The following is a 23,085-nucleotide window of genomic DNA, read 5'->3' as shown; positions in this document are numbered from 1 at the left end:
GGCCTGCGAGTATAGCAGAGGGCGCCACGCGACGTCAGGGCGATTAGACGCGGTTCTTCCAGACGGTCTGCACATTACAAAATTCGTGTAAACCAAAGTGCGAAAGCTCGCGACCGAAGCCGCTTTTCTTCACCCCGCCGAATGCTACACGCGCATCGCTGGCGCTGTACCCATTAATGAATACCCCACCGCACTCAAGACGCGCCGCCATCTCCGCGGCCAGCGTATCGTCGGCGGTAAAGATCGTCGCCGACAGGCCAAACTCACTGTCATTCGCCAGCACGAGGGCGTGCGCCGCATCTTTTGCAACGGTAATGGCGGCAACAGGCCCAAAAAGCTCCTGACGAAATGCAGTCATGTCAGGTGTGACATCCGCCAGAACGGTCGCGGCATAATAGTTGCCCTCCCCGGCGATTTTCTCTCCGCCCAACAGTAGCCGTGCGCCTTCGGCGACGGAAGCCTGCACCTGTTGATGGAGTTCATCACGCAGATCAAAGCGCGCCATCGGCCCCAGGTCATTCTCTTCAACCAGAGGATCACCCATCTTTAATGCTGCGGCAGCCGCTACAAAGCGATCGGTAAACGCCTGCGCAATGCCCTCTTCGACAATGAAACGTTTGGCGGCGGCGCAGACTTGTCCGGTGTTTTGATAGCGTCCTGCAACCGCAGCTTTTACCGCCAGCTCAAGATCGGCATCATTGAGTACAATAAACGGATCCGAGCCACCCAGTTCCAGTACGCACTTTTTCAGCGCCGCCCCAGCCTGAGCACCAATCGCCGCGCCGGCGCGCACGCTACCGGTCACCGTCACCGCCGCGATTCGCGGATCGTTAATCATCTGACTCACGCCCTCATTATTGGCGTTCACCCATCCATAGACGCCAGCGGGAGTACCGGCTTCCGTCAAGATTCGGGCTATCATCTGCGCGCAACCCGTGACATTGGGCGCATGTTTTAACAAGTAGCTATTCCCCGCCAACAGTATCGGCACTGCCCCGCGTAACACCTGCCATAAAGGAAAATTCCACGGCATTATCGCCAGAATGACGCCCAGCGGACGGTATTCAATCACCGCCTGCTGATTTTCTACCAGCGTAGGCTCAGGATTCAGCATTGCCGGGCCATGTTCCGCATACCAGTCGCATAACGCGGCGGATTTCGTCACTTCCGCACGCGCCTGCTTTATGGGTTTACCCATTTCACGCGTAATACATTGCGCCATCTCTTCTGCATGAGCGCGAAGCGCCTGACCAATATCGCGTAATGTTTGCGCCCGTTGCGCTACTGATGTCATTTTCCACTTTTTGAAACCGCTCGCCGCCAGACTCAGCGCATGTTCAATCTCTTGCGCGTTAGCCCAGGGCATTGCCGCCAGCGTCTGGCCGGTCGCAGGATTAACGGATAACGCCTGTGTTGCAGTCATCATGGTCATGTTCTTTCTCTCGTTATCAGGGGAGTTGTACCATCATGACGCCCTTTACCCTTTCTGAAAAATGAATAATATTAACCAGACTATTCACGAATTGAGAAAACCATGGACCTGACGCAACTGGAAATGTTTAACGCTGTCGCTCTGACGGGCAGCATTACGCAGGCGGCGGCAAAAGTACACCGCGTTCCGTCCAACCTGACCACGCGTATCCGCCAGCTTGAAGCCGACCTGGGCGTCTCTCTGTTTATTCGCGAAAACCAGCGACTCAGGCTGTCACCAGCCGGGCATAACTTTTTACGTTACAGCCAGCAGCTCCTGGCGCTGGTCGATGAAGCCCGCATGGTGGTTGCCGGAGAGGAACCGCAAGGACTGTTTTCACTCGGCGCGTTAGAAAGTACTGCCGCCGTACGTATCCCCGCGCTGCTGGCGGGTTATAACCAGCGTTACCCTAAAATTCAGTTCGCGTTAACGACCGGTCCTTCCGGCGCCATGCTGGATGGCGTGCTCGAAGGAAAGCTGAACGCCGCCTTTATTGATGGCCCGCTAATGCATCCGGGGCTGGAAGGTATACCGGCTTACCAGGAAGAGATGATGATCGTCGCGCCACACGGCCATTCCGTCGTTTCGCGGGCCAGCGAGGTGAATGGTTATAACATCTATGCTTTTCGCGCCAACTGTTCTTACCGACGGCATTTCGAAAGCTGGTTTCATGCCGATGGCGCGACCCCCGGTACGATTCACGAAATGGAGTCATATCATGGAATGTTGGCGTGCGTAATTGCCGGCGCAGGTATTGCGCTGATGCCAGCAAGTATGCTCAACAGTATGCCAGGACATCATCAGGTGGAAGCCTGGCCGTTGGCGGAGAAGTGGCGCTGGCTTAACACATGGCTAATGTGGCGGCGCGGGGCGATGACGCGTCAGCTTGAGGCCTTTATCGAGTTACTTAACGCCCAACTGGCGAGCGTCGACTGAAGACGAAACGGCCTGCGAAGTAAATGAGAAGCAGGTCACAAAATGATTGTCTTTTCGCCAGTAAACGTTTTAAGATCGCGGCCCCACCTTCTCGCAACTAACCCGAAATATTTTTATGACAATCAATCCAGTTTCCCGCAAGGTCGCGTGGCTACGGGTAGTTACGCTTGCTATTGCCGCTTTTATTTTCAATACCACAGAATTTGTGCCGGTTGGTTTGCTGTCAGACATTGCTGAAAGCTTTCATATGCAAACCGCGCAGGTCGGCATCATGCTAACCATTTACGCCTGGGTAGTTGCCGTCATGTCGCTGCCTTTTATGCTTCTTACCAGTCAAATGGAGCGCCGTAAGCTACTCATTTGTCTGTTTGTTTTGTTTATTGCCAGCCATGTGCTCTCCTTCCTGGCATGGAACTTTACCGTACTGGTCATTAGCCGTATTGGCATCGCTTTCGCCCACGCTATTTTCTGGTCGATAACCGCCTCTCTGGCGATCCGCCTGGCCCCTGCCGGGAAACGCGCGCAGGCATTAAGTCTGATAGCGACCGGCACCGCGTTGGCCATGGTGCTTGGGCTGCCGATAGGTCGCGTTGTTGGTCAGTATTTTGGCTGGCGCACCACCTTTTTTGCCATCGGCATGGGCGCATTAATTACGCTGCTATGTCTGATTAAGCTTCTACCGAAATTGCCGAGCGAGCATTCCGGCTCACTAAAAAGTTTACCTTTGCTATTCCGGCGCCCGGCGCTAATGAGCCTCTATGTACTAACCGTCGTTGTGGTGACTGCGCATTACACAGCTTATAGCTATATTGAACCGTTCGTTCAGAATGTCGCCGGGCTCAGTGCGAATTTTGCTACCGTCCTGTTACTGATCCTCGGCGGCGCCGGGATCATCGGCAGCCTTGTGTTTGGTAAACTGGGTAATCGTCATGCCTCGTCGCTCGTCAGTATCGCTATTGCCCTGCTGGTTGTCTGTCTGCTTCTGCTGCTGCCTGCGGCGGATAGCGAAGCGCATCTGGCCATACTGAGCATTTTCTGGGGCATCGCGATTATGGTGTTAGGGCTCGGTATGCAGGTGAAAGTACTGGCGCTGGCCCCGGACGCGACCGATGTCGCAATGGCGCTATTTTCAGGCATCTTTAATATTGGTATTGGCGCTGGCGCGCTGGTAGGCAATCAGGTGAGTTTGCACTGGTCAATGTCGGCCATCGGCTATATTGGCGCCATACCCGCCTGTGCCGCGCTGGTATGGGCTGTGCTCATATTCCGCAAATGGCCAGTGACGCTGGAAGAACAACCGCATTAAGACATTCGTCTGCCGGGAACAGGTTTCCGGCAGATGAAAATGCGCCTTAGTGGTACGTTTTAATAATTTCCAACACGCCGTTGATAATAAATTGCACGCCCATACACACCAGCAGGAATCCCATTAAGCGGGAGATCGCTTCAATCCCCCCTTTACCCACCAGCCGCATAATAGCGCCAGAACTGCGTAAGCATCCCCACAGGATCACCGCCACGGCAAGAAAAATAATCGGCGGCGCGACCATAATGACCCAGTCGGGAAACTCGCCGCCATGACGCACCGTGGAAGCGGAACTGATGATCATTGCGATGGTCCCCGGTCCTGCGGTGCTTGGCATCGCCAGTGGAACAAACGCAATATTGGCCGTCGGTTCGTCTGCCAGCTCCTCCGATTTGCTTTTCGCTTCCGGCGACTCATGCGCCTTCTGCTGCGGGAAAAGCATTCTGAAGCCGATAAACGCCACGATTAACCCCCCGGCGATCCGTAGCCCTGGAATCGAAATACCGAAGGTGTTCATGACTAACTGCCCGGCATAGTACGCCACCATCATAATAGCGAAGACATAAACCGAAGCCATATAGGACTGCCGGTTGCGTTCCGCACTATTCATATTGCCCGCAAGGCCAAGAAACAGCGCCACGGTGGTTAGCGGATTGGCTAACGGGAGCAGTACGACCAGCCCCAATCCAATCGCTTTAAACAAATCCATCATAATACTATCTCTTACCCATCAGCGTTTCATGAACCGGAAGTATAAAGTGAAATTGCCCAGGCGCGCCATTTCGCCAGTGTGCAAGTTAATATCCTCTACAACCTATAACCTGTAATTATCAATTGGTTACAAGTTATCACAGCACAATACCCCGGACGCCTTTTAGCAAATCGTGGCATCGGCCAATTCATTTAGTTGACTTATACTTGCCTTGGCAATAGTATCTGACGAAATTAATTACTTGCCGGGGCAACCATTTTGAAAAGCACCAGTGATCTGTTCAATGAAATCATTCCGCTGGGTCGCTTGATCTACATGGTAAATCAAAAAAAAGATCGCCTGTTAAATAACTATTTATCCCCGCTGGATATCACCGCAACACAGTTTAAAGTGCTTTGCTCGATACGCTGCGCGGGATGTATTACCCCGGTTGAACTTAAAAAAGTGCTGTCTGTCGATCTCGGCGCATTGACGCGAATGCTCGACCGCCTGCTGTGCAAAGGCTGGATCGAAAGACTGCCGAATCCTAATGACAAACGCGGCGTACTGGTGAAGCTAACGCCGGACGGCGCGGCAATTTGTGAGCAATGTCATCAACGACCAGGGCAAGACCTGCATCAGGAATTAACAAAAAACTTAACGGCGGACGAAGTGGCAACGCTTGAGTATTTGCTCAAGAAAATTCTGCCGTAGACAAAAAAGAGGTATGACGATGTCCAGACGCAACACTGACGCTATTACTATTCATAGCATTTTGGACTGGATCGAGGATAACCTGGAGTCGCCGCTCTCACTGGAAAAAGTGTCTGAGCGTTCAGGATATTCCAAATGGCACCTGCAACGGATGTTTAAAAAAGAGACCGGTCATTCATTAGGTCAATACATCCGCAGCCGTAAGATGACGGAAATCGCGCAAAAATTAAAAGAGAGCAACGAGCCCATTCTCTATCTGGCGGAACGCTATGGCTTTGAGTCACAGCAAACATTGACCCGGACGTTCAAAAACTACTTTGATGTGCCGCCACACAAATACCGGATCACCAATATGCATGGCGAATCACGGTATATGCTGCCGCTGAACCATGGCAACTACTAGTTTGTTTATGCGCCACGCGAAGAGCACCATGAAAATGCTGTTTCCCGCCCTGCCGGGTCTGTTACTTATCGCCTCCGGATATGGCATTGCAGAACAAACTTTGTTACCTGTGGCGCAAAATAACCGCGATGTGATGCTTCTGCCCTGTGTGGGCGATCCGCCAAATGACCTTCACCCCGTGAGCGTGAACAGCGATAAGTCAGATGAATTAGGCGTGCCCTATTATAACGACCAACACCTTTAACCTCTTTGCCCCGTTTTGCGGGGCATTTTTTTAGTACCGTCTGGCTATGACAAGTCCGCCGCTATTACCCCGCGGCATGGTCTGAAATTAGCGTTTGTCTTCTTAGTAACATAATGCCTCATCCCCTGACACGCGCAGTACGGCGCACACGAAATCCAAACACATTGATATAGAGTCCAGCCATAATCAGTACTGCGCCCGCAAGTTGCATCCCGGTCAACGTTTCCCCGAGTAACACCGCGGCGCTCGCCAGCCCGACTACCGGCACCAGCAATGATAACGGCGCTACGCGCCAGGTCTCATAACGTCCCAGTAACGCGCCCCAGATGCCGTAGCCAAGTATAGTGGCGACAAAAGCCAGATACAGCAGCGACAATATCGTCGTCATATCAATGGTAATAAGGCTTTGCGTAATGTGATCCGCCCCCTCCAGTAGCAGCGATGACAGCAGGAACGGCAGGATCGGGATCAGCGCGCTCCAGACCACCAGCGACATCACCGCCGGGCGCGGGCTATGTTGCATAATTTTTTTATTAAAGATATTGCCGCAGGCCCAGCTAAATGCCGCCGCCAGAGTCAGCATAAATCCCGACATCGCTATATGCTGTCCGTTGAGACTGGCTTCAATCAATACCAGTACACCTATAATCGCCAGGGCAATCCCCGCCAACTGCTTACGTTGTAACCGCTCGCTAAAAACAAACGCCCCCAATGCCATGGTAAAAAAGGCCTGCGCCTGTAATACCAACGACGCCAGTCCTGCGGGCATACCAAACTTTATCGCGCAAAAGAGAAAGGCGAACTGCCCAAAGCTTATCGTCAGCCCATAGCCCAGCAACAGCGTAAGCGGGACTTTAGGCCGGGCGACAAAGAAAATTGCCGGAAACGCCACCAGTAAAAATCGTAATCCTGCCAGCAATAATGGCGGCATATGGTGCAGGCCTACTTTGATGACAACAAAATTGAGCCCCCATACGACAACCACCAGTAACGCCAAAAAACCGTCTTTACGCGACATCATCGGCCCCTGTCATTATTAAAATTTTGTAAAAAGGTAAGTTATCGGAAATCAGTGCGCCATAACAGGACTTTTCTTTTTACCGTGAGCATGGCATTGAACAACACACGATGGGCAAAATCCTGCGTTATGGTATGTTAAGACTACGCTATAGCGTACAGACATCATGCTTTTGCGGGCACGGTAGATTAAAACGTCCCGATACGTAACCTCCATTTCAGGCAGGAAAAATGAATCCAGTATTGAGACGTTCGACGTTGGCTCTACTCGCCTCATCGCTGTTATTGACAATTGGACGCGGCGCCACGCTCCCCTTTATGACCATATATCTTAACCGTCAGTACGGTTTAGGCGTGGATCTGATTGGCTACGCGCTGACCAGCGCGTTAACAATCGGCGTCGTCTTTAGTCTTGGCTTTGGAATTCTGGCGGACAAGTTTGATAAAAAGCGCTACATGTTACTCGCAATTATCGCCTTCGCCTGCGGATTTATCGCCATCCCAATGGTGCATAATGTCGTACTGGTTGTCCTGCTTTTTGCGCTTATTAACTGCGCCTATTCGGTTTTTTCTACCGTACTGAAGGCCTGGTTCGCCGATAACCTCACCGCGACAACAAAAACACGGATTTTTTCGCTCAACTATACCGTACTCAATATCGGCTGGACGGTTGGCCCGCCGCTCGGCACGCTGCTGGTGATGCAAAGCATCAATTTACCCTTCTGGCTTGCCGCCATCTGTTCCGCATTCCCGCTGGTCTTTATTCAGGTATGGGTGACACGTTCGGTTGCCGCCAGCGAGGGGAAAAATGCCGCTATCTGGTCTCCCTCCGTTCTGCTGCGCGACAAAGCATTATTGTGGTTTACGCTTTCGGCATTTCTGGCATCCTTTGTGGGGGGCGCCTTTGCGTCCTGTATTTCACAGTACGTTATGGTCGTTGCCGATAGCGGCTTCGCGGAAAAAGTGGTAGCCGTCGTCCTGCCGGTTAATGCGGTTATTGTGGTCAGTTTGCAATACGCCGTGGGCCGTCGACTTACCGCCATCAATATTCGACCAATGATGACGACCGGCACCGTCTTTTTTATCGCCGGGCTCATCGGATTTATTTTTTCAGGCGACAATCTGTTTTTTTGGGGCTTTCGGCGGCAGTATTCACGATTGGCGAAATTATTTATGCCCCCGGCGAATATATGTTAATTGACAACATTGCGCCTGCCGGGATGAAAGCCAGCTATTTTTCAGCGCAATCGCTGGGCTGGCTGGGTGCGGCGGTAAACCCGCTGGCCAGCGGCGTCATCCTGACGACGCTTCCCGCCTGGTCGCTTTTCGTTGTCCTGATAATCGCCATTGTGTTCGCCTGGGCACTGATGTTAAAAGGAATGCGGATTACCCCTACGCAACAGGCTATCACCTGTTAATTATCTGCAGCCAGTGATGTGCGCTGTTTCTGGCGCACTGGGTTAACCTTATATATTGCAGGCTAATTATCTTCTGTCACTGCGATAATTCAGGAATATTCCTGGGCGCTGACGAAAATATTGTAATGCTTTACCCCTCCAGTAAAATAAATACGCAATTCAGACTTTGCTTAAGTATAAATTAGTACTATAGTCTGTACTAGGTTTTTTAAAAAAGAGGATGCACGCTAAAATAAGGAGAAACGAGATGTTAGGCAGTATTAACCTTTTTATCGTTGTATTAGGAATTATTTTATTTTCCGGATTTCTGGCCGCCTGGTTCAGTCACAAATGGGATGATTAATGAACGGAGATAATCCCTCGCAGAGCCGGCCCCTTGCTGCATCGTTGCGCAAGGGGCCGCTTTTGTCTGGATGGCAGGCAAAAAAAAACCGCCGGTTCACCAGCGGTAAATGCTTGCATGGATAGATTTGTGTTTTGCTTATACGCTACCGGGCAAATTCTTGCGAGGATAACGGATCGTTAACGACTGTAGCACCGTCAATATCAATGAAGCTTAAACGATACGCAACCAGACCTGAATAAGACATTATGGGACCTTTTGTCCCCCAGGCGCTTTTACAAGACCCATGGTATCAGGCCAGCCGCATGCCCCGTATGGCTGACCTGGAGATTGCCGGTTAGCGCGCGTTATTTTTGCAGTCGGTTCACGCGAACAAGCGGTTCCTTCGCTTTCTTGTCCAGACTACCGTTAATGTTGATCATTTGATCCGGCTGAACTTCCCGCTCATCAAATACGGCGGAAGGAATTATCACGTTAATCTCGCCGGATTTATCACGAAATACATAGCGATCGTCGCCTTTATGATCAATAAGGTTGCCGCGCAGCGAAACGGTCGCGCCATCATGCAGGGTTTTTGCCTGTTCGATGGTCATTTTTTCTGCATCATCCGTACCACGATAACCATCCTCAATAGCATGAGGCGGCGGCGGTGCCACATCTTTTTTTAATCCCCCTTGATCATCCGCTAGCGCGTAAGGCATTATCAGAAAACTTAAAAATGCAGCCACCTGTAGTTTCATGCTCTCTCCTTAATAACGTCTATTTGACGTATTAAGTCTGGCCGCTATTTTTAGTTTTTACAAACATGAATTTATCCGCAGAATATTAAGCAATAAAATCAACCCATCCGGATTAATATGCAACCGATATCAGCGCCGGTGAGCGCGAAAGCGTAACGGCGTAATAGAGAACTTGCCACATAGCTGAAGTCATATGCATCAACGTCTGGACAGCAATTCAGAATAATCGGCTTTATTTTTTGAGGATAATGGCCTTACGCATAATCAATGACTGTCATCGCCGCAGGAAAGTAAGCAAGTTATGCAACAGCGGGTTTGTTGGTAACTGGATAAAATAATCATTCACTGACAATGTCATAAAATAAATATGCCATACTTGAGAAGAACGAACAGATTTCATTTGTCTCTGTAACGGAAAAATAAACGATGAGATTAGAACAGCACGATATTGTCACCCTTGATGAAGCCGAATCCGTCGATAGCCTGACAAAAAAACTTGGTGATTTACTGGTTAACCAGAAACTCCGTCTGACCACTGCAGAATCCTGCACTGGCGGGAAACTGGCTTCAGCATTGTGCGCAGCAGAAGATACGCCCTCATTTTACGGTGTGGGGTATGTCACCTTTACTGATGAAGCCAAAGCAAAAATCTTACGCGTACAACGCCACAGTCTTGCCGAACATACCGCCGTCAGCGAAGCGGTTGTTACTGAAATGGCACAGGGCGCTAAGGATCAGGCTGAGGTCAATATCAGCATAGCGATCAGCGGCTATGGCGGTCCGGAAGGCGGCGAAGATGGCACGCCGGCGGGCACCGTTTGGTTTGCCTGGAATATTAACAATACAACTTTTACAAGCCGACAACATTTCAACGGAGATTGTCAGGAAGTATTAGAAAAATGCGTACGCTTCGCCCTCGCTGAATTGCTTTTTCTGTTAATGAAGAAAGCATAAACAATAATTTCATCTGACCGGTCAGAAGAAAAAAATGCGAGCCTATGGCCCGCATCGTATGTGCAATATTTCAGAATATATTTACGAAATATCAGGAGTAAAATTAATTGCCGGATTTCCGTCCGCCACTGTGGCTATTCTGGCCACCTTTTTTACCCGCTTCAGATGCACGTTGTGGGTCGTTTTTAAAGTTCCCACCGCTATGCTGGCCGCCTTTACGACCTGCTTCTGAGGCTTTCTCTTTATCTTCTGCAAAATTACCGGAACCGCCGCGATGTTCTGCCATAATATAATCCTCATGATGATGTTGCGTTTTAAATATGATATGTCTTCTCATATCATGTGATACAGTTCTAAATCTAGTCGCCCTGTGCGCAGTGTCAAATTCATTTCTGCATTATTTACATAACGCCGATACATGGCGGAAAATATATTTTTTGAAAACATCAACAGCGAAGCGGTAATAAATCTTTGGCAATCAAGCCACCACGGGAAAATAAGTAGAAAAATCCGAATACACGCCCTTGTTATATTCAGACAATTTAACCCCATAAATTTAACTGGCTGTCATCAGAAGTGCAGGATTCATTTTCAGGCGGTTGTTCGACAGTGCCGAACAACCGTATCAGCTTAGCGATCGAGCCCACGATATTTCAACATGGGGTCAATATGCGGTTCATGTCCACGCCAGTCTGAATAAAGCGTTTCTAAATCAGTACTATTCCCCCGGGAAAGGATAGCATCACGAAAACGCTGCCCATTTTCACGCGTCAGGCCTCCCTGCTCTACAAACCATTGATAACCGTCATCCGCTAACATTTGCGTCCACAGGTAGGCGTAGTATCCCGCTGCGTAGCCGCCGCCGAAGATATGGGCAAAATAACTGCTACGATAGCGGGGCGGCACTGCCGGTAAATCAAGATGCTCGGCGGCCAGCGCCTGCTGCTCGAACTCAGCGACAGACTGCTCTGCTACGCTCTCCTCCAGCATATGCCAGCGCATATCCAGCAATGCGGCGCCGAGCAATTCAGTCATATCGTAACCTTTATTAAATAAACTCGCCTTGCGCATTCTTTCCTGTAAATCAGCAGGCATTTTTTCACCGCTGTCGACATGACGCGCGTAGCGTTCGAACACGCGTGGATGGCTCGCCCAATGCTCATTAATCTGGGAGGGAAACTCGACAAAGTCGCGGGGCGTATTGGTACCTGAAAGCGTGGCATAGCGCTGGACGGCGAACAAACCATGTAACGTATGACCAAACTCATGGAAGAGCGTAATAACGTCGTCCCAAAGCAGTAATGCAGGCTGCCCATCAACCGGTTTCTGATAGTTACATACATTGTATATAACGGGCCGGGTTTCATTGAGTGTGGATTGCTCGACAAAATTCCCCATCCACGCGCCGCCGCTTTTCGAGTCCCGCGCGAAGAAGTCGCCATAAAATAACGCCATGCCGACACCATCGGAGTCGAAAATCTCCCACACCCGAACATCAGGGTGATACACCGGAATGTCAAAACGCTCGACGAAGGTGATGCCGAATAGCTGGTTGGCGGTCCAGAAAACCCCCTCTTGCAACACCGTATTTAAGGCAAAATAGGGCTTCAGTTGCGCTTCATCTAACGCATATTTTTCCCGCCGTACCTGTTCGGCATAGAACATCCAGTCCCAGGCCTGAACGGTGTAGCCGCCCTGCTCACCATCAATGACGTTCTGAATTTCCGCCTGTTCATTGAGTACACGCTGACGCGCTGGCGGCACAATGCCACGCATAAAGCTCAGTGCGGCTTGCGGCGTTTTCGCCATCTGATCGGCCATTTTCCATGCGGCATAATTGGGGAAACCCAGCAGTTTTGCCTGACAGCGACGAATCTCTACCAGACGCTGAACGATAGCGCGGGTATCGTGGGCATCTCCTTTTTCCGCCCGAGTCCATGACGCTGCGAATAAATTTTCGCGAGTCTGGCGATCGCGCAGCGTAGCAAGCGCAGGCTGTTGCGTCGTATTAAGGAGCGGAATGAACCAGCGCTCCTCCAGGCCTTTTTCACGCGCCGCTTCAGCAGCGACGGTCATTTCTTCCGGGCTTAATCCTTCCAGACAATGCGCGTCATCTACCGCCAGCCCGCCCGCTTTACTTGCCGCCAGCAGACGCTGATTAAACTGACTCATTAAGGTCGCGGATTCAGTATTCAATACTTTCAGTCGCGCTTTATCCTCTTCGGCAAGCTGCGCGCCTGCCAACACAAAACGCTGATGGATAACATCGACCAACCGTAGCGACTCATCATCCAGCCCCAGTGAGTGACGCTGTTGCCAGACGGCATCCACGCGAGCGAATAACGCGCTATTCAGATAAATATCGTTGGAGAGCGCCGCCTGCTCGGCAGAAAAGGCCTCATCCAACCGCTGGAGTTCATCGTTAGTGTGCGCAGCCGTCATCGCGAAAAAAACGCTGGTGACGCGTGACAGAAGCGCCCCGCTTTGCTCCAGCGCCAGAAGCGTATTCGTAAAGTCAGGGGCCGCCGGATGATTGACGATGGCCTCGATTTCCACGCGTTTTTGCCGCACGCCCTCATCAAAAGCAGGACGATAATGGCAATCTTTGATCCGATCAAAACGCGGTGCCTGATAAGGCAACATACTCTGGTCTAACAAAGGATTCGTCGACATTTTTCACTCCTGAAAATAGGTTGATCATAAGAGTAAGCTTCCCCCTATGCTGACCGCAACCGTGTTAACCAGGATTACCCTTTCATAAACGCCGCGTGCTATGGTAATACAACACAAAAAGCGTTGAGGAACTGTGTGATGATCGTTTTAGTAACTGGAGCAACCGCAGGGTTTGGCGAGTGCATTGCACGCCGTTTTGTTGAGAATGGACATAAAGTCATTGCCACGGGACGTCGTCATGAACGCCTGCAAGCGTTAAAAGATGAGCTTGGCGAGAACGTATTGACCGCCCAACTGGACGTGCGCAACCGCGCGGCCATCGAAGAGATGATGGCCTCTCTGCCTGCGCAGTGGCGCGATATTGATGTGCTGGTCAATAACGCCGGTCTGGCGCTGGGTCTTGAACCGGCGCATAAAGCCAGCGTAGAAGACTGGGAAACTATGATCGATACTAATAATAAAGGCTTAATTTATATGACCCGCGCCGTGCTGCCAAGAATGGTCGAACGTAATCGCGGTCATATCATTAACATCGGTTCAACCGCCGGCAGTTGGCCTTATGCTGGTGGCAACGTCTATGGCGCGACGAAAGCCTTTGTGCGCCAGTTTAGCCTGAATTTGCGCACGGATTTACACGGCACGGCGGTTCGCGTGACCGACATTGAACCGGGTCTGGTTGGCGGTACCGAGTTTTCCAGCGTCCGTTTCAAAGGCGACGATGAGAAAGCGGGTAAAACTTACGAAAATACCACCGCGCTCACGCCAGAAGACATTACCGAAGCGGTATGGTGGGTGGCCACACTCCCCGCGCATGTGAATATTAATACCGTTGAAATGATGCCTGTTACCCAATCTTTCGCAGGGCTCAGCGTCCACCGTAGCTAAGGGGTTATACCCGGTCTGCGGGCCGGGTAATCCCTGGCAAACGTATCTGCAACCAGAAACATGATCGGTATAGACCACCACGGAAAAGTGGTAGAGTATCCGGGTCAACCGCCTAAAAAGTAAGAATGAATGACCGTCGAAACGCAGCTTAACCCTACACAGCCTGTCAACCAGCAAATTTACCGTATTCTTCGGCGTGATATCGTGCATTGTCTTATCCCGCCTGGCACGCCGCTATCAGAAAAAGAGGTCTCAACCCGTTTTAACGTTTCGCGTCAACCGGTGCGCGAGGCTTTTATAAAGCTGGCGGAAAATGGGTTGATTCAGATCCGCCCTCAGCGCGGTAGTTATGTGAATAAGATTTCGCTTTCTCAGGTACAGAATGGCTGTTTTGTACGGCAGGCGATCGAATGCGCGGTGGTCCGCCGTGCGGCGGCGATGATCACCGACAACCAGTGCTATCAACTGGCGCAAAACCTGCACCTGCAACATATTGCCATCGAGCGCAAACAGATTGATGATTTTTTCCAGCTTGATGACGATTTCCACCAAAAACTGGCGCAGATCGCCGATTGCCAGTTAGCGTGGGATACCATTGAAAATATCAAAGCGACAATCGACCGGGTTCGCTATATGAGTCTGGATCATGTTTCTCCGCCGGAGATGTTGTTGCGCCAGCACCATGATATTTTCTCCGCGCTGGAAAATCGTGACGGCAATGCGGTTGAGAGCGCAATGACCCAGCATTTGCAGGAAATTAGCGAATCCGTTCAGCTTATCCGTCAGGAAAACAGCGGCTGGTTTAGCGAAGAGTAACCCCCTTTAACGTCGGGGTGAGACGCCTTCTCCGCTTTCTCACCCTGCACATTCCCGCCTAAAAAGCCGTGAGCTTGATCAAAAACAAAAAAAATTCGCAACGATAAGCGTATTTATATGTCGCCCGTCATGCGGGGAAACCTGCGGGCTTTGGCAGTAAGTTTGAAAGGAGAAAACACCATGATGACATACGATCGTAACCGTAACGCAATCACTACCGGTAGCCGGGTCATGATAAGCGGCACGGGCCATACCGGGATTATCAAAGCCATTGAGAGCGAAGGTCTGGATGCAGGTCAAATTCGCCGCGGCAAAACGGTGATTGTCGAAGGTTGTGAAGGTAAATTCGCGCCGGTCGAATTGATTCGTCTTGGCATGAACTGATACCACAGGCCGCCAGGAACCGTTCCGGCCTTCCCGGTAGCATAATGCTACCGGGTCTCTGTTACGCTATTTCAAGCGCTCGGCATATTTCGCCACGCTCGCTTTCGCGCCATATGTCAGTAAACTGTCATAGGCTTCTTGCACTTTTTGCGTAAACCGCGCCGCCTGTGGCAAATCGTTGCCGAAAATTTCAGCCATTCCCAGCAGCGCCTTAACACGACTGGCGCCTTCTTCACTGTTTGCCACGGCGCGCTGAATAACCGGCAATAGCGGATCGCTGACGTCGATCGCCTTACCCTGCTCATCCACGCCGCCAACGTAACGCATCCACCCCGCCACGCCCAGCGCCAGCAAATCAAAATCGCTATGATTAGCAAGATGCCAGCGAACGGAGTCCAGCATACGCTGCGGAAGTTTCTGGCTGCCATCCATCGCAATCTGCCAGGTACGATGACGCAGCGCCGGATTACGGTAACGCGCAATCAACTGATCGGCATAACGCTGTAAATCTACCCCCTGGACTTTCAGCGTGGGCGCCTGCTCGCGTAACATTAACGCCTGCGCGGTCAGACGATAGTTGTCGTCAGCCATGCAGTCATTAATATGCTGATAGCCGGCAAGATACCCCAGATAAGCTAGGAATGAATGACTGCCGTTAAGCATTCGCAGTTTCATCTCTTCAAACGGAACCACGTCGGCGACCAACGTCGCGCCCGCGTTTTCCCACAGCGGACGACCCGCCACAAACGTATCTTCTATCACCCACTGACGAAACGGTTCGCAGACGACGCCCGCCGGATTGCGCACGCCGGTCAGTTGTTCGATTTTATCCAGCGTCTCCGGCGTGACCGCAGGGACAATCCGATCAACCATCGTTGACGGAAATGTCACGTTTTGCTCGATCCATATCGCCAGATCCGCATCCACCTCCCGGGCGTAAGCCGTCACAACCTGACGCGTCACATGCCCATTTTCCGGCATGTTGTCGCAGGACATCACGGTAAATGCCGGTAAGCCTGCGGCTTTACGACGCGCTAACGCTTCGACAATAATACCCGGTGCCGTTAGCGGTTGATGCGGATTTTGCAGGTCGGCGGCAATCATGGGATGTTCCAGCAGAAGTTGGCCCGTGGCTGGCGAATGACAATACCCTTTCTCGGTAATGGTCAGAGACACAATCGCTATTTGCGGTTCGCACATCGCCGCCAGCACACGTTCCAGACCATCAACCTGAACATGCAACGCCGCTTTGACGACGCCCACCACACGCGCCGTCCAAGCTTCCGCCGACATCTCCGCCACGGTATAGAGGTTATCCTGCTGCTTTAGATCGGCAATCTGCTGTTCGCCGCCAATAAGATTAACCTCATAATAGCCCCAGTCGCTATGCTGCTCCGCAGCCAGAATATCTGTATAAACCCCCTGATGCGCGCGATGAAACGCGCCAAAACCGAGATGGACCATCCGCGCCACCAGCGCCGCGCGATCGTAATCAGGAAGCGTCGCCTTTGCCGATAAAAGCCTGTTTTGCATTTTATAACCTCTATATTCTGAAAGCGGAACAGTCGCAGAGTAACGCCTGCCCTGGTACATTTGGATTTACGCTAATTAAACAAAAGTGACCGGGCAGCATGGCCGAAACCGCATTAGCGTTCCGGCCATACCGCCGACACGATTTAACTCGTCTGGGTTGCGGAGTGGCGTAACTTCTCTGCCGCTGTCGCTTCCGCCGCATCCTCAGGCAAACTCAGATCGCGATCTCTGACCTCCGGCATCAACAGCGCAGAAATCAGACCAATACACGAGTAGAGCACCAGCATAATTAAGATGGGCAGCCAGGAATCGGTCATGTTACAAAAGATCCCTGCGAGGACGGGGCCAAAACCGACCGCCACCAGCCCCCCTGCCTCTTTTGAAATCGCCATCCGGGTGAAGCGATTACGCGATCCGAAAATTTCCGCCATGGTGATGTTTTCCAGCGCAAATAATCCCAGCACGGCAAAGTTATGAATAACAATGAGCGCAGCCATAATTACGCCAGGGCTATACGTTTTATCTACCACAATAGACAGCATCGGCCAGGCGAGAATAATCGCGGAGATATTCAATATTATATACGGCAGCCGACGACCGTATTTATCGGACAACCACCCCAAGAGTGGGATAGTGATAAAACCAATTACGGAACTTATCATTAACGCATCGGTTGGGATAGATTTGTTAAATAATAACGTCTGAACTAAATATCCGGCAAGGAAGGTTTGAATAAGCCCGGAATTGCCCGCCTGCCCAAAACGTAAACCGGTAGCCAGCCAGAAAGATTTGCTGGTAAACATCGCGCCCAATGTATTTTCTGACGCAGGCGTTAACGCTGGCGATTTTTCGCCTTCGCTTACTTTTTCGAATACCGGACTTTCTTTCAGATTCATTCGCAGCCAGATCGCGAATATCATAACAACGACGCTCGCCAGGAAAGGAATACGCCATCCCCAGGCGATCAGTTGTTCGCGTTCAAGCGCAAAGAACATCACCGCCCAGATCGCCGTCGCGCTCAACGTACCGCAGTTGGTGCCCATCGCGACCAGCGAGGAAATGATACCACGCTTTCCTTTCGGCGCATACTCGGCCAGCATAGTACCCGCGCCGGAAATTTCCGCCCCGGCGCCCAGCCCCTGTATAATTCGCAATGTCACCAGTAATACTGGCGCAAAAATGCCGATTTGCGCATACGTCGGCAGTACGCCAATCAGCGTGGTGCAGATCCCCATCATGGTGATAGTAATAAACAATACTTTTTTTCGTCCGATGCGGTTGCCCATTTTACCAAAAACAAAGGCGCCGATAATTCTGGCTATATAACCTGCACCATAGGTGCCCATTGCCAGAATAAGCGCCATCGCGGCAGACTGTTCCGGGAAAAATATCTCATGGAAGACCAGAGCCGCGCCTAGTGAATATAACTGAAAATCCATAAATTCAAGCGCGGTGCCTAACCAGCCAGATACGGCAGCGCGCACTAAATCCTGAGTCGATCGTTCATGCTTTATTTGTGTCATATAGGCAATCTCTAAGAGGTAAGATGCGTACCACTTACTCGCAATTATTTATATTATTTCGCAAACGTGAGTAAGACTTTGCAGCATTGACGCTGGTCTTTCTCGAAAAGCTCAATCGCGTCGGTGACATGTTGATAATCAAATGTATGCGTTATCAGCTTATCCGGATCAATAAGCCCTTTATTCAGCCAGTCAATCACGACCGGGAATTTATTGGCATTAAGACGCGATGAATAAATAGCCAGCTCTTTTCCGGTAATACCCTGCTGTACAATCTCACACGGGTCGCTGGAAAATCCCATCAGGACAATGCGTGCCGCAGACGATGCAAGTGTAATCGCCTCTTGCAGGATAGCGGGGTGACAGGCGGCATCGACAATCAAGGTCGGCTTTAGCGCCTTCTGCTGTAGAAATTCCGCCAGTGAATGTTGACCATTATTGAGGGTCCAGTCAGCGCCGCTCTGCTTCGCCATCGCTAAACGCTCTTCAATGCGATCAACGACTATGACCGTTTTAACCTGATAAACCCCCTTCAGCGCCTGTACGGTCGTCAGTCCCATCGGGCCTGCGCCATAGATAAGCGCCACGTCCTGCTCGGTCGGATTCACTTGTCCCGTCACATTTGCCGCAATGGTAAACGGCTCAACCATGACGGCATGATGATCTGCGATGTTGTCCGGTATGCGATGAGCATTACGGGCCGGCGCCACCGCATACTCGCTGAAACCGCCGTCACGATGCACGCCCAGCACCACCAGCGAGGTACACACATTGGGTTTACCGACTGAACAAGGGTAACAATGCCCGCAACTGATCACCGGATCGACGGATACCCGTTCTCCTATCCGGTCGTGATTGACGTTGTCGCCTACCGCGTCGATGACACCGAAAAATTCATGGCCTATGACACGGGGATATTTTGCAAAGGGATTATGTCCCCGATAAATATGACTGTCGGAACCGCAGATACCCGCCAGTTTCACTTTAATGCGAACTTCGCCCGGCGCAGGCTGCGGAAGCGTGCGCGTTTCGATAGTTAATGTATTCGGTTTTTCGATTACGATGCTTTTCATTTTTCGCTCCTTACCAGTTCCACAGTGTGCCGTCTTCCAGGCGGGCCACCGGCAAATAGGCTGGATCGTACGGATATTTCGCCGCCAGTTTTTCATCGAACTCAATGCCCAGTCCTGGCTTGTCGCCCGGATGCATATAGCCGCCCTCGAACGTCCAGTTATGCGGGAAAACCTCCAGCATCTGTTCGGAGTAGCCCATAAACTCCTGCACACCAAAGTTAGGCACCCACAGGTCGAAATGTAATGCAGCGGCCATACAAACCGGCGACAGATCGGACGGCCCATGCGAACCGGTACGCACCTGGTAGAGCGAGGCAAAATCAGCAATGCGGCGCATCCCGGTAATACCACCGGCATGGGTAAGCGTGGTGCGGATATAGTCAATCAATTGCTCTTCAATGAGCTGTTTGCAATCCCAGATACTGTTAAAGACTTCGCCTACGGCAATCGGCGTGACCGTATGCTGGCGGATGAGGCGGAAGCACGCCTGATTTTCAGCCGGCGTCGGGTCTTCCATCCAGAACAAACGATAGTCTTCAATACTTTTGCCAAAGCGGGCAGCCTCAATAGGCGTCAGTCGGTGATGCATATCGTGCAGAAGATGTTCATTAAACCCGAACGTATTACGCACGGCGTCAAACAGCTTTGGCGTAAAATCGAGATACTTTTCCGTTGACCACAATTGTTCTTCCGGCCACTGGCCTTTTGTCGCGGGCTCATAGGCCAGCCCCTTGCCTTTCGCCATGCCGTAGGTGGTTTTCATCCCCGGAACGCCGCACTGCACGCGGATTGCTTTGAACCCTTGCTCTTTATGACGCGCGTAGTCTTCCAGCACATCGTCGATGGTGTGGCCTGTGGTATGGCAATACACCATGACGCCTTCACGCGAAGCGCCGCCGAGTAACTGATACAACGGCATATTGGCGGCTTTGGCTTTAATATCCCATAGCGCCATATCAACCGCGGAAATGGCGGACATGGTGACAGGGCCACGGCGCCAGTACGCGCCTTTGTAGAAGAACTGCCAAATATCTTCGATGCGGCGAGCATCCCGCCCGATGAGCTGTGGGCACAGGTGATCGGTAAGGTACGAGGCCACCGGGAGCTCCCGTTCAGGGTGGCATCCCCCAGACCGGTGATCCCGTCTTCCGTGGTTATCTTTAAGGTGACGAAGTTACGCCCTGGACACGTAACAAAAACTTCAGCCCCTACAATCTTCATTTTTATTCCTTACATCGCATTATGGGATGCAGGAAATTTACCCAACCGAGCTACTACCATACAAGTATATTTATGTAAAAAGCGCTGCCAGATCACAAAATGTTCTGGTCGCGCGGCAATGTTACGTACGTCCCCATCCGACGACGATAATCAGCATTCCACACAGCGCGATCAGCGCGCCGCACCAGTCATAAACCGTGAGCCGGACGCCATCGACAACACGTAACCACAGGAGCGCAGTACAGACATATACCCCACCGTAAGCCGCATAAACCCGCCCACTCGCCGCCGGATGCAAGGTCAAAAGCCAGACGAATAACGCGAGTGACGCGGCGGCGGGCAGAAGCCACCACACGCTGGCGCCGCGCTTAAGCCATAGCCAGGGAAGAAAACATCCAATGATTTCACAGAGGGCGGTGACAAAGAAAAGCAGAGTCGTCTTTAGCATGAGATTCATTTGGTTACGAAATGATAAGTGATAATACAACAGAATATCGTTACGGTTATCCGGCCATTCTTGTGTATATGCCAGGCATAAGGATTGGTGTAGAATTTACAGGTGGTTTACCGCTTTTCCCCTCTAATGAAAGGATGTTGTGATGAACAATACGCTGAGCAAACGCCTGTGCCTGACGGCAATGCTTACGTTGGCGGCCGTTGTATATACTACTTCCGCATTCGCTGAAACCAGTAAACTGGTGATTGAATCGGGAGATAGCGCACAAAGTCGTCAGGAAGCGGCGATGGAAAAGGAACAATGGAACGACACTCGCAGTCTGCGCCAGAAAGTGAATACCCGCGCAGAAAAAGAGTGGGACAAAGCCGATGCCGCCTTTGATAACCGCGATAAATGCGAGCAAAGCGCCAACATCAACGCCTATTGGGAGCCCAATACGCTGCGGTGTCTGGATCGTCGTACAGGTCGCGTTATTACGCCCTAATGCAGGATAACTAAAAGGAAGTGTAAGGATACAGTATGACAAGTGACTACAAGGTCAGACTGCGCCCGCTTGAGCGTGAAGATTTACGATTTGTCCACCAGCTTGATAATAATGCCAGCGTTATGCGTTACTGGTTTGAAGAGCCGTATGAGGCTTTTGTCGAACTGTCGGATCTCTACGACAAACACATCCACGACCAAAGCGAACGGCGCTTTGTCGTCGAATGCGATGGTGAAAACGCCGGGCTGGTAGAACTGGTGGAAATTAACCATGTGCATCGGCGGGCGGAATTTCAGATTATTATCTCGCCGGAGTACCAGGGAAAAGGCCTGGCGTCACGCGCGGCCAAACTGGCGATGGATTACGGATTTACCGTACTCAATCTCTATAAATTGTATTTGATCGTCGATAAAGAGAATGAAAAAGCGATTCACATCTACCGTAAACTCGGGTTTAGAGTAGAAGGCGAGCTGATTCATGAGTTCTTCATTAACGGCGAATACCGTAACACCATCCGCATGTGTATCTTCCAGCAGCAGTATCTGGATGAACATAAAACGTCCGGTTCTACGCTCCTGAAACCCACCGCGCAGTAAACGTGGCGCGGCAGTCACGGAGAGTCGCACCGCGCCCGGTTTAGTAGTAATCGATACGATTTTTAATGGTGTAATGGTGGGACACTGCCGGCTTAACGCTCTCATCGACGATAACAAGCCGGCAGTCAACAGGGTTCGCGTACGCATCATATTCGCAGCTCTGTGTGACGTTGCCGACCTGTCGATCATCCACCCGGCTGACTGCCGTGTAATCCAGCTTTTTACGCGGGTCTGCGGAGGGTTTTGCCGTCACAGAGAGCGTATTCTGCGAGTTTATGGTTGTCTTACCTAGCGGATAGCCTTCGCTATCATAGCGATACTCGACTTTCATCTCTTTGCCCGTCGCCGATACCACAAAACCGTTGTCGTCCGTTTCCCAGGTCACGCCCGCCGAAGGCAACGCCGCCAGCTGGCACTTCCCCTGTAACTGCACCTTTTTTTCCAGCGTCTGAGCATCCCGGTAATAATTGGCATCCAGCACGAGCGCCAGCTCCGTATTATTCTCCAGATCGTGTAACTCAAGCGTATCAAAACAGCCTTCTTGTGAAAGCGTACCGGTGACCTGCTTCGCCACTTCGCCATTCTCACTCATCAATGTCTGGCTGAAATCCTTTACCGGACCACGTAATGGATCAAAATCAAATTCGTTCGAAAAACTGGCCATTTCCGGCGTAAAAGACTCAAGGGATTTCGGGTTATCACAACCTGCCAGTATCATGCACAATAACGTCAGTAAAAGAGGTTTCTTCACACGTGTCACCAGGATGAAAAGATATTTATCATCATATTAGCAAATACAGTTATTTACACGAAAAATGCTAAGCTTAGAACATCGTCATTAATCACAGGAGTTCATGATGAAAATCGCAACTGCAATAGCCGCTCTGGCGTTAGTTAGCGCCCCCTCGCTGGTGATGGCGGCACCGGGATCGTGCGAGAGAGTAAAAAGCGATATTGAACAACGTATCATCAATAACGGCGTGCCGGCGGATAATTTTACGCTCACTATCGTTCCTAACGACCAGGCCGATCAGCCGGACTCACAGGTGGTGGGCCATTGCGCGAACGACACGCATAAAATTCTTTATACCCGCACCAGCAGCGGCAATGCGCCAGCCAATACCTCTCCCGCTCAGGACGGTTCATCCGCCGAACCGCAATAACCTCCTCCTGCCCTCCGGGTCCGGAGGGTAACGCTCTTTG

Annotated in this window: 24 protein-coding genes and 2 pseudogenes; 14 read left to right on the top strand and 12 right to left on the bottom strand. The window is 51.3% G+C overall.

Annotation, left to right across the window (positions count from 1 at the left end):
- Window positions 1–43: 43 nt before the first annotated feature.
- Window positions 44–1,432 (bottom strand): succinate-semialdehyde dehydrogenase, encoded by a 1,389-nt coding sequence (gene sad / locus ACFK9X_RS11885; protein ID WP_000178412.1) that lies wholly within the window; start codon window positions 1,430–1,432, stop codon window positions 44–46.
- A gap of 102 nt (window positions 1,433–1,534) precedes the next feature.
- Between sad and ACFK9X_RS11880 the strand changes: the two genes are divergently transcribed.
- Window positions 1,535–2,407 (top strand): LysR family transcriptional regulator, encoded by an 873-nt coding sequence (locus ACFK9X_RS11880; protein WP_151116528.1) that lies wholly within the window; start codon window positions 1,535–1,537, stop codon window positions 2,405–2,407.
- A 115-nt stretch (window positions 2,408–2,522) separates the two neighbouring features.
- Complete coding sequence (locus tag ACFK9X_RS11875; RefSeq protein ID WP_151116526.1) at window positions 2,523–3,713, top strand: sugar transporter; 1,191 nt, start codon at window positions 2,523–2,525, stop codon at window positions 3,711–3,713.
- A 46-nt stretch (window positions 3,714–3,759) separates the two neighbouring features.
- Here the strand turns inward: ACFK9X_RS11875 and ACFK9X_RS11870 are convergent, their stop codons facing one another.
- Window positions 3,760–4,425 (bottom strand): MarC family NAAT transporter, encoded by a 666-nt coding sequence (locus tag ACFK9X_RS11870; RefSeq protein WP_000968968.1) that lies wholly within the window; start codon window positions 4,423–4,425, stop codon window positions 3,760–3,762.
- A gap of 258 nt (window positions 4,426–4,683) precedes the next feature.
- Between ACFK9X_RS11870 and marR the strand changes: the two genes are divergently transcribed.
- Genes marR through marB form a run of 3 tightly spaced genes read left to right on the top strand, consistent with a single transcriptional unit; the run spans window position 4,684 to window position 5,765 of the window.
- A complete protein-coding gene (gene marR, locus ACFK9X_RS11865) occupies window positions 4,684–5,118 on the top strand; it encodes a multiple antibiotic resistance transcriptional regulator MarR (protein WP_000843434.1) in 435 nt (144 codons plus the stop codon).
- Between the two features lie 19 nt (window positions 5,119–5,137).
- Window positions 5,138–5,521: an MDR efflux pump AcrAB transcriptional activator MarA gene (gene marA / locus ACFK9X_RS11860; RefSeq protein ID WP_000091194.1), complete on the top strand. Its 384-nt coding sequence runs from the start codon at window positions 5,138–5,140 to the stop codon at window positions 5,519–5,521.
- Window positions 5,522–5,549: 28 nt separating this feature from the next.
- The gene (gene marB / locus ACFK9X_RS11855; protein ID WP_017441364.1) at window positions 5,550–5,765 is read left to right on the top strand and encodes a multiple antibiotic resistance protein MarB; all 216 of its coding nucleotides are present in this window, start codon (window positions 5,550–5,552) and stop codon (window positions 5,763–5,765) included.
- 118 nt (window positions 5,766–5,883) lie between these two features.
- Here the strand turns inward: marB and eamA are convergent, their stop codons facing one another.
- Entirely contained in the window at window positions 5,884–6,786 is a 903-nt protein-coding gene (gene eamA, locus ACFK9X_RS11850; RefSeq protein WP_000987750.1) for an O-acetylserine/cysteine exporter, read from the bottom strand.
- Between the two features lie 227 nt (window positions 6,787–7,013).
- On the opposite strand from eamA, the pseudogene ydeE reads away from it, so the two are divergent.
- Both ydeE and mgtS read left to right on the top strand, forming a co-directional pair.
- A pseudogene (gene ydeE, locus ACFK9X_RS11845) lies at window positions 7,014–8,200 on the top strand (efflux MFS transporter YdeE).
- A 247-nt stretch (window positions 8,201–8,447) separates the two neighbouring features.
- The gene (mgtS, locus tag ACFK9X_RS11840) at window positions 8,448–8,543 is read left to right on the top strand and encodes a protein MgtS (protein ID WP_000901531.1); all 96 of its coding nucleotides are present in this window, start codon (window positions 8,448–8,450) and stop codon (window positions 8,541–8,543) included.
- Between the two features lie 347 nt (window positions 8,544–8,890).
- On the opposite strand, the gene ACFK9X_RS11835 is transcribed toward mgtS, so the two are convergent.
- Complete coding sequence (locus ACFK9X_RS11835) at window positions 8,891–9,283, bottom strand: YdeI family stress tolerance OB fold protein (protein ID WP_000776346.1); 393 nt, start codon at window positions 9,281–9,283, stop codon at window positions 8,891–8,893.
- 426 nt (window positions 9,284–9,709) lie between these two features.
- Between ACFK9X_RS11835 and ACFK9X_RS11830 the strand changes: the two genes are divergently transcribed.
- Window positions 9,710–10,237 (top strand): 2-oxo-tetronate isomerase, encoded by a 528-nt coding sequence (locus ACFK9X_RS11830; RefSeq protein WP_001235356.1) that lies wholly within the window; start codon window positions 9,710–9,712, stop codon window positions 10,235–10,237.
- Between the two features lie 103 nt (window positions 10,238–10,340).
- Here the strand turns inward: ACFK9X_RS11830 and ACFK9X_RS11825 are convergent, their stop codons facing one another.
- A complete protein-coding gene (locus ACFK9X_RS11825) occupies window positions 10,341–10,523 on the bottom strand; it encodes a general stress protein (protein ID WP_000807642.1) in 183 nt (60 codons plus the stop codon).
- Between the two features lie 344 nt (window positions 10,524–10,867).
- On the bottom strand, window positions 10,868–12,910 hold the full coding sequence (dcp, locus tag ACFK9X_RS11820; protein ID WP_151116522.1) for a peptidyl-dipeptidase Dcp: 2,043 nt from the start codon (window positions 12,908–12,910) through the stop codon (window positions 10,868–10,870).
- Between the two features lie 138 nt (window positions 12,911–13,048).
- On the opposite strand from dcp, the gene ydfG reads away from it, so the two are divergent.
- From ydfG to ydfZ, 3 genes are all read left to right on the top strand, one after another.
- Window positions 13,049–13,795, top strand: a complete 747-nt coding sequence (gene ydfG / locus ACFK9X_RS11815; RefSeq protein WP_052938869.1) for a bifunctional NADP-dependent 3-hydroxy acid dehydrogenase/3-hydroxypropionate dehydrogenase YdfG — start codon at window positions 13,049–13,051, stop codon at window positions 13,793–13,795.
- 129 nt (window positions 13,796–13,924) lie between these two features.
- Window positions 13,925–14,611, top strand: coding sequence for a GntR family transcriptional regulator (locus ACFK9X_RS11810; protein ID WP_000215563.1), 687 nt, complete (start codon window positions 13,925–13,927; stop codon window positions 14,609–14,611).
- 180 nt (window positions 14,612–14,791) lie between these two features.
- The gene (ydfZ, locus tag ACFK9X_RS11805) at window positions 14,792–14,995 is read left to right on the top strand and encodes a putative selenium delivery protein YdfZ (RefSeq protein ID WP_000989267.1); all 204 of its coding nucleotides are present in this window, start codon (window positions 14,792–14,794) and stop codon (window positions 14,993–14,995) included.
- Between the two features lie 66 nt (window positions 14,996–15,061).
- On the opposite strand, the gene ACFK9X_RS11800 is transcribed toward ydfZ, so the two are convergent.
- The 5 genes and pseudogenes from ACFK9X_RS11800 to ACFK9X_RS11780 form a co-directional block, all read right to left on the bottom strand.
- Window positions 15,062–16,528, bottom strand: coding sequence for a mannitol dehydrogenase family protein (locus ACFK9X_RS11800; RefSeq protein WP_151116520.1), 1,467 nt, complete (start codon window positions 16,526–16,528; stop codon window positions 15,062–15,064).
- A 143-nt stretch (window positions 16,529–16,671) separates the two neighbouring features.
- Complete coding sequence (locus ACFK9X_RS11795; protein WP_151116518.1) at window positions 16,672–18,051, bottom strand: MFS transporter; 1,380 nt, start codon at window positions 18,049–18,051, stop codon at window positions 16,672–16,674.
- 53 nt (window positions 18,052–18,104) lie between these two features.
- The gene (locus tag ACFK9X_RS11790) at window positions 18,105–19,124 is read right to left on the bottom strand and encodes a Zn-dependent oxidoreductase (protein WP_151116516.1); all 1,020 of its coding nucleotides are present in this window, start codon (window positions 19,122–19,124) and stop codon (window positions 18,105–18,107) included.
- A gap of 10 nt (window positions 19,125–19,134) precedes the next feature.
- A pseudogene (gene rspA, locus ACFK9X_RS11785) lies at window positions 19,135–20,345 on the bottom strand (starvation-sensing protein RspA).
- 121 nt (window positions 20,346–20,466) lie between these two features.
- Complete coding sequence (locus ACFK9X_RS11780; protein WP_000921389.1) at window positions 20,467–20,793, bottom strand: YnfA family protein; 327 nt, start codon at window positions 20,791–20,793, stop codon at window positions 20,467–20,469.
- A 151-nt stretch (window positions 20,794–20,944) separates the two neighbouring features.
- On the opposite strand from ACFK9X_RS11780, the gene ACFK9X_RS11775 reads away from it, so the two are divergent.
- Window positions 20,945–21,286 carry a DUF1283 family protein gene (locus tag ACFK9X_RS11775; RefSeq protein ID WP_001066440.1) on the top strand — a complete coding sequence of 114 codons (342 nt, stop codon included), beginning with the start codon at window positions 20,945–20,947 and terminating at the stop codon, window positions 21,284–21,286.
- Between the two features lie 35 nt (window positions 21,287–21,321).
- The gene (gene speG, locus ACFK9X_RS11770; RefSeq protein ID WP_000199997.1) at window positions 21,322–21,882 is read left to right on the top strand and encodes a spermidine N1-acetyltransferase; all 561 of its coding nucleotides are present in this window, start codon (window positions 21,322–21,324) and stop codon (window positions 21,880–21,882) included.
- A gap of 40 nt (window positions 21,883–21,922) precedes the next feature.
- Here speG and ACFK9X_RS11765 read toward each other — a convergent pair whose 3' ends face one another.
- Complete coding sequence (locus tag ACFK9X_RS11765) at window positions 21,923–22,633, bottom strand: YnfC family lipoprotein (RefSeq protein WP_011264284.1); 711 nt, start codon at window positions 22,631–22,633, stop codon at window positions 21,923–21,925.
- 103 nt (window positions 22,634–22,736) lie between these two features.
- On the opposite strand from ACFK9X_RS11765, the gene ACFK9X_RS11760 reads away from it, so the two are divergent.
- Window positions 22,737–23,045 (top strand): DUF1161 domain-containing protein, encoded by a 309-nt coding sequence (locus ACFK9X_RS11760; protein WP_000975516.1) that lies wholly within the window; start codon window positions 22,737–22,739, stop codon window positions 23,043–23,045.
- Window positions 23,046–23,085: the final 40 nt, after the last annotated feature.

Source organism: Salmonella sp. WC3 (assembly GCF_042932255.1).
GTDB lineage: Bacteria > Pseudomonadota > Gammaproteobacteria > Enterobacterales > Enterobacteriaceae > Salmonella > Salmonella enterica.
Note: the sequence above shows the minus strand (reverse complement) of the source record. Positions and strands in the feature narration are given on the sequence as shown.

What these genes read in the sequence shown, in the direction of transcription:
- ACFK9X_RS11810 (WP_000215563.1), top strand. Translation starts at nt 13,925, where the DNA reads ATGACCGTCGAAACGCAGCTTAACCCTACACAGCCTGTCAACCAGCAA.
- eamA (WP_000987750.1), bottom strand. Translation starts at nt 6,786, where the DNA reads ATGATGTCGCGTAAAGACGGTTTTTTGGCGTTACTGGTGGTTGTCGTA.
- mgtS (WP_000901531.1), top strand. Translation starts at nt 8,448, where the DNA reads ATGTTAGGCAGTATTAACCTTTTTATCGTTGTATTAGGAATTATTTTA.
- sad (WP_000178412.1), bottom strand. Translation starts at nt 1,432, where the DNA reads ATGACCATGATGACTGCAACACAGGCGTTATCCGTTAATCCTGCGACC.
- ACFK9X_RS11800 (WP_151116520.1), bottom strand. Translation starts at nt 16,528, where the DNA reads ATGCAAAACAGGCTTTTATCGGCAAAGGCGACGCTTCCTGATTACGAT.
- ACFK9X_RS11870 (WP_000968968.1), bottom strand. Translation starts at nt 4,425, where the DNA reads ATGATGGATTTGTTTAAAGCGATTGGATTGGGGCTGGTCGTACTGCTC.
- marA (WP_000091194.1), top strand. Translation starts at nt 5,138, where the DNA reads ATGTCCAGACGCAACACTGACGCTATTACTATTCATAGCATTTTGGAC.
- ACFK9X_RS11835 (WP_000776346.1), bottom strand. Translation starts at nt 9,283, where the DNA reads ATGAAACTACAGGTGGCTGCATTTTTAAGTTTTCTGATAATGCCTTAC.
- ACFK9X_RS11875 (WP_151116526.1), top strand. Translation starts at nt 2,523, where the DNA reads ATGACAATCAATCCAGTTTCCCGCAAGGTCGCGTGGCTACGGGTAGTT.
- ACFK9X_RS11825 (WP_000807642.1), bottom strand. Translation starts at nt 10,523, where the DNA reads ATGGCAGAACATCGCGGCGGTTCCGGTAATTTTGCAGAAGATAAAGAG.
- ydfZ (WP_000989267.1), top strand. Translation starts at nt 14,792, where the DNA reads ATGATGACATACGATCGTAACCGTAACGCAATCACTACCGGTAGCCGG.
- speG (WP_000199997.1), top strand. Translation starts at nt 21,322, where the DNA reads ATGACAAGTGACTACAAGGTCAGACTGCGCCCGCTTGAGCGTGAAGAT.
- ACFK9X_RS11790 (WP_151116516.1), bottom strand. Translation starts at nt 19,124, where the DNA reads ATGAAAAGCATCGTAATCGAAAAACCGAATACATTAACTATCGAAACG.
- ACFK9X_RS11760 (WP_000975516.1), top strand. Translation starts at nt 22,737, where the DNA reads ATGATGAAAATCGCAACTGCAATAGCCGCTCTGGCGTTAGTTAGCGCC.
- ACFK9X_RS11830 (WP_001235356.1), top strand. Translation starts at nt 9,710, where the DNA reads ATGAGATTAGAACAGCACGATATTGTCACCCTTGATGAAGCCGAATCC.
- ACFK9X_RS11775 (WP_001066440.1), top strand. Translation starts at nt 20,945, where the DNA reads ATGAACAATACGCTGAGCAAACGCCTGTGCCTGACGGCAATGCTTACG.
- ACFK9X_RS11780 (WP_000921389.1), bottom strand. Translation starts at nt 20,793, where the DNA reads ATGCTAAAGACGACTCTGCTTTTCTTTGTCACCGCCCTCTGTGAAATC.
- ACFK9X_RS11795 (WP_151116518.1), bottom strand. Translation starts at nt 18,051, where the DNA reads ATGACACAAATAAAGCATGAACGATCGACTCAGGATTTAGTGCGCGCT.
- ydfG (WP_052938869.1), top strand. Translation starts at nt 13,049, where the DNA reads ATGATCGTTTTAGTAACTGGAGCAACCGCAGGGTTTGGCGAGTGCATT.
- ACFK9X_RS11880 (WP_151116528.1), top strand. Translation starts at nt 1,535, where the DNA reads ATGGACCTGACGCAACTGGAAATGTTTAACGCTGTCGCTCTGACGGGC.
- marB (WP_017441364.1), top strand. Translation starts at nt 5,550, where the DNA reads ATGAAAATGCTGTTTCCCGCCCTGCCGGGTCTGTTACTTATCGCCTCC.
- dcp (WP_151116522.1), bottom strand. Translation starts at nt 12,910, where the DNA reads ATGTCGACGAATCCTTTGTTAGACCAGAGTATGTTGCCTTATCAGGCA.